This window comes from Streptomyces sp. NPDC002690 (assembly GCF_053592415.1).
Window position 1 is genome coordinate 1 of record NZ_JBSFVR010000504.1, and the last position, 4,122, is coordinate 4,122.

Consider the following 4,122-nt stretch of genomic DNA (forward strand, 5'->3'; position numbering starts at 1 on the left):
CCCTCGGGCGAGCAGAGTGAGGCCGCCCCCCGGCGACCCGGGGAAGCCCTCACGGATGTGGTCCTGCACCACGCGGGACGTCGAGCTCGCGGGCACGACCCTTGACCCCGACCGGCGGGGACGCCTACTTTCCGTGCAGCGATTCGCCATATTGACCAATGTTCATGTACATGAACCCGGAAAGGTGCTCCATGCTAGAGGGCGTTCTGTTCTTCCCCGTCACTCCATTCGCCTCGGACGATTCGGTGGACACCACGAAGCTCGCGGAACACGTGCGAAGCGGCGTCCGTGCCGGGGCGGGCGGAGTGTTCGCCGCCTGCGGCACCGGGGAGTTCCACGCGCTCGGGGTGGAGGAGTTCGCCTCGGTGGTCAGGACGGCCGTGGAGGTGACGGGCGGCCGGGTGCCGGTCTTCGCCGGCGCGGGTGGCTCACTTCCGCTGGCCCGGCAGTACGCCCGCGCGGCGGAGGAGGCCGGCGCCGACGGGCTCCTGCTGATGCCTCCGTATCTGGTGGCGGGTGAACCGGCCGGACTGGTCGCCTACGTGCGCCAAGTGATGGCGGCCTGCTCGCTGCCCGTGATCGTCTACCAGCGGGGCACCGCCCGGTTCGACGTTCCCTCGGCCCTCGAATTGGCCCGGATACCCCAGGTGGTCGGGTTCAAGGACGGCACCGGGGATCTGGACCTGATGACCCGGATCGTGACCGCCGTCCGCGCCGACGCGGCGGCCGGGGACGCGGCAACCGGGGACCGGGCGACCACGGGCGCGGAGTTCCAGTTCTTCAACGGAATGCCCACCGCGGAGGGCACCGTGCTCGCCTATCGCGGCATCGGCGTCGAGCTGTACTCCTCCGCCGTGTTCTGCTTCGCCCCGGAAATCGCCCTCGCGTTCCACCGTGCCGTCAGCTCCGGCGACGACGCCACCGTTCGAAGGCTGCTGGGCGGATTCTTCCATCCGCTGATCAACTTGCGTGAGCAGGTGCCCGGCTACTCGGTCGCCCTGGTCAAGGCAGCGGTCCGGCAGAGCGGTCTCGACGTCGGTGGGGTACGTCCGCCGCTGACCGATCCCACGCCCGAGCATCTGCTGGAACTGGAGCGGATCATCGAGCGCGGTCGGGCCCTGGTCACCGAAGCCGACACCGCATCAGGCACCGAGGCCGGTGCCGGCACCCGAGGAGCACGGTGATGAGCGACAGCCTGCGGATCACCCGCATCGAGATCACCCCCGTGGCGTTCAAGGACCCCGCCCTCCTCAACGCGGTCGGTGTCCACGAGCCGTACGCGCTGCGCGCCGTCGTCGAAGTCCACACCGACCAGGGCGTGTCCGGACTGGGCGAGACCTACGCCGACGAGGGCCACCTGCGCCGGCTGCGCGCGGCGGCCGACGCGATCACCGGCATGGACGTCCACGCCACCGGCCCGATGCGTCGAAGGATCGCCGGGGTGATCGGCACCGACTCCGGCAGCGACGGCCACGGCCTGACGGGCATGATCACCACCAGTTCCACGGTGGACCGGGTCTTCTCTCCCTTCGAGGTGGCCTGTCTGGACATCCGGGGCCGGGCCACGGGTCGCCCGGTCAGCGACCTGCTGGGTGGCTCCGTACGCGACCAAGTTCCCTTCAGCGCCTACCTTTTCTACAAATGGGACGCGCACCCGGGGCACGAGCCCGACGGCTGGGGCGCTGCCCTGGACGCCGAGGGGATCGTGGCACAGGCCCGGCGCATGGTGGACGAGTACGGCTTCACGGCCATCAAGCTCAAGGGCGGGGTCATGCCGCCGGAGCAGGAGGTCGAGGCGGTCCTGGCGCTGCGCGAGGCGTTCCCCACGACCCCGTTGCGGCTGGACCCCAACGCGGCCTGGACCGTCGAGACTTCCCTGAAGGTGGCGCGCGATCTGGAAGGCGTGCTGGAGTACCTGGAGGACCCCACCCCGGGGCAGGAGGGCATGGCCCGGGTCGCCCGCGGGGCCACGATGCCTCTGGCCACCAACATGTGCGTCGTCGCCTTCGACGAACTGCACTCCTCGGTGCGCCAGGACGCGGTGCAGGTGGTGCTCTCCGACCACCATTACTGGGGCGGCCTGGAACGCTCGAAGCTGCTGGCCGGGATCTGCGACACCTTCGGCATGGGCCTGTCCATGCACTCCAACTCCCATCTCGGCATCAGCCTGGCCGCGATGACCCATCTGGCCTCCGCCACGGAGAACCTCTCCTACGCCTGCGACACCCACTGGCCGTGGAAGGACCCGGCGGAGGACGTGATCGTCCCCGGAGCCCTCGGATTCCACGCCGGTTCCGTCGCTGTTCCCCGTACCCCGGGCCTGGGGGTGGAGCTGGACCGGGACGCGCTCGCCGGGCTGCACGAGCAGTACCTGCGTTGCGGTCTGCGCAACAGGGACGACACCGGTTACATGCGCCGGCTGGACCCGTCGTACGAGAACAAGTCGCCGCGCTGGTGACCCGGGGCGCGGCGGGTGGCCCGTGCGGCGCCCGCACGCCCAGGAGCGACACAGGTTCCGGCTCCCCCGCTCCCCTCCCGTGACAAGCCCGTCCTGGTGACGGCGCCGTCCCGGCAACAAGAAGGTATGCCCATGCATTGGCTCGACTGGGTCGCCGTCGGCGGCTACTTCCTGGTGATGCTGCTCATCGGCGTGTGGTCGCACCGACGCGTCAGCGACGTCTCCGACTACTTCACCGGCGGCGGCAAGATGCCCTGGTGGCTGACCGGCATCTCGCACCACATGTCCGGCTACAGCGCCGCGGTGTTCGTCGCGTACGCGGCGGTCGCCTACAACTACGGCATCACCGTCTACGTATGGGCGTTCCTGCCACTCGCCGTGGGCACCGGTCTGGGCGCCTGGCTCTTCGCACCCCGGTGGAACCGGCTGCGGCGGCGTTACAAGGTGGCGTCCCCCCTGGAGTACCTCGCACGCCGGTACAACATCCCCACCCAGCAGGCGCTGGCGTGGAGCGGCACCCTGCTGAAGGTCTTCGACGTGGCAGCCAAATGGGCTTCGGTGGCGGTGCTCCTGAAGGTCTTCACCGGCATGTCGATGACCCAGGGCATCCTGCTGACCGGCGTGGTGACCCTGTTGTACTGCACCGTCGGCGGTCTGTGGGCGGACGCCCTGACCGAGTTCGGGCAGTTCATCATCCAGGGGGTGGCCGCGCTGTCGATGATGTGGGTGGTGCTCGACCGCCTGGGCGGCATATCGGGGCTGGGCACCCTGTGGCACAGGCTTCCGGCCGGACACACCGATCCGCTGGTGGGGCCGTACACCGCCGGCTTCCTCACCGCGTACGTCGTGGTGAAGCTCTTCGAGTACAACGGCGGCATGTGGAACCTGGCCCAGCGGTACATGGCCACCGACTCCCCCGAATCGGCTCGGCGTTCGGCCGGGCTGTCGGCCGCCCTGTACCTCGTCTGGCCGGCGGTTCTGCTGCTGCCCGCCGTCGCCGCGCCGGTACTCATGCCCCACATCAGCGACCCTCAGCAGACGTACGCGCTGATGGCGCAGTCCTACCTGCCGGTGGGACTGGTGGGCCTGACTCTGGCCGGAATGTTCTCCCACACGATGGCCATGGCGTCCTCCGACGCCAACGCCATCTCGTCCGTGGTCACGCGGGACATCCTGCCCGTCCTCGTGCCCGGTTTCCGGGACGGGGGCGACAAGCGGGCTCTGCTGACGGCTCGGGTGGTCACGGTCGTCTTCATCATGGTCTCCATGGTCGTGGCCATCGAGGCCGACCACTTCGGCGGAGTCCTCGGGATCATCGTCGGCATGGTCGCGGCCGTGATGGGACCGATCTCCATCCCGATGCTTCTGGGACTGCTGCCCGCATTCCGCCGCTGCGGTTCGCGGGCGGCCCTCGCGTCCTGGGCGCTCGGTCTCGGCGGGTACTTCTTCGTCAAGTACGGCCTGGACGGGGCGTCCCAGACGACGGTGATCGTCACCCCGCTGGTGACCTCGCTCGTCGTCTACACCGCCCTCGGCCTCCTGCTCCCGGAGCCGAACGCGGAGGCCGACGCGGTGGTCGCGGCCCTCTCCGGCCCGGAACCCGGCTCCGGCGGGACCTCCGCGCACCCGGTGGCCGAACAGGTCTGACCCCGGTGCACGGAGAC

3 protein-coding genes are annotated in these 4,122 nt (G+C 69.8%); all 3 read left to right on the top strand.

Features of this window, described 5'->3' with window-relative positions:
• The first annotated feature begins 191 nt into the window (after positions 1–191).
• The 3 genes from ACWD3D_RS34165 (at position 192) to ACWD3D_RS34175 (ending at position 4,105) form a co-directional block, all read left to right on the top strand.
• Complete coding sequence (locus ACWD3D_RS34165; protein ID WP_451464589.1) at positions 192–1,184, top strand: 5-dehydro-4-deoxyglucarate dehydratase; 993 nt, start codon at positions 192–194, stop codon at positions 1,182–1,184.
• Positions 1,184–2,458: a glucarate dehydratase family protein gene (locus ACWD3D_RS34170; protein WP_451464590.1), complete on the top strand. Its 1,275-nt coding sequence runs from the start codon at positions 1,184–1,186 to the stop codon at positions 2,456–2,458. The genes ACWD3D_RS34165 and ACWD3D_RS34170 overlap by 1 nt, the downstream gene beginning before the upstream one ends.
• A 132-nt stretch (positions 2,459–2,590) precedes the next feature.
• Entirely contained in the window at positions 2,591–4,105 is a 1,515-nt protein-coding gene (locus ACWD3D_RS34175; RefSeq protein WP_451464591.1) for a sodium:solute symporter family protein, read from the top strand.
• Positions 4,106–4,122: the final 17 nt, after the last annotated feature.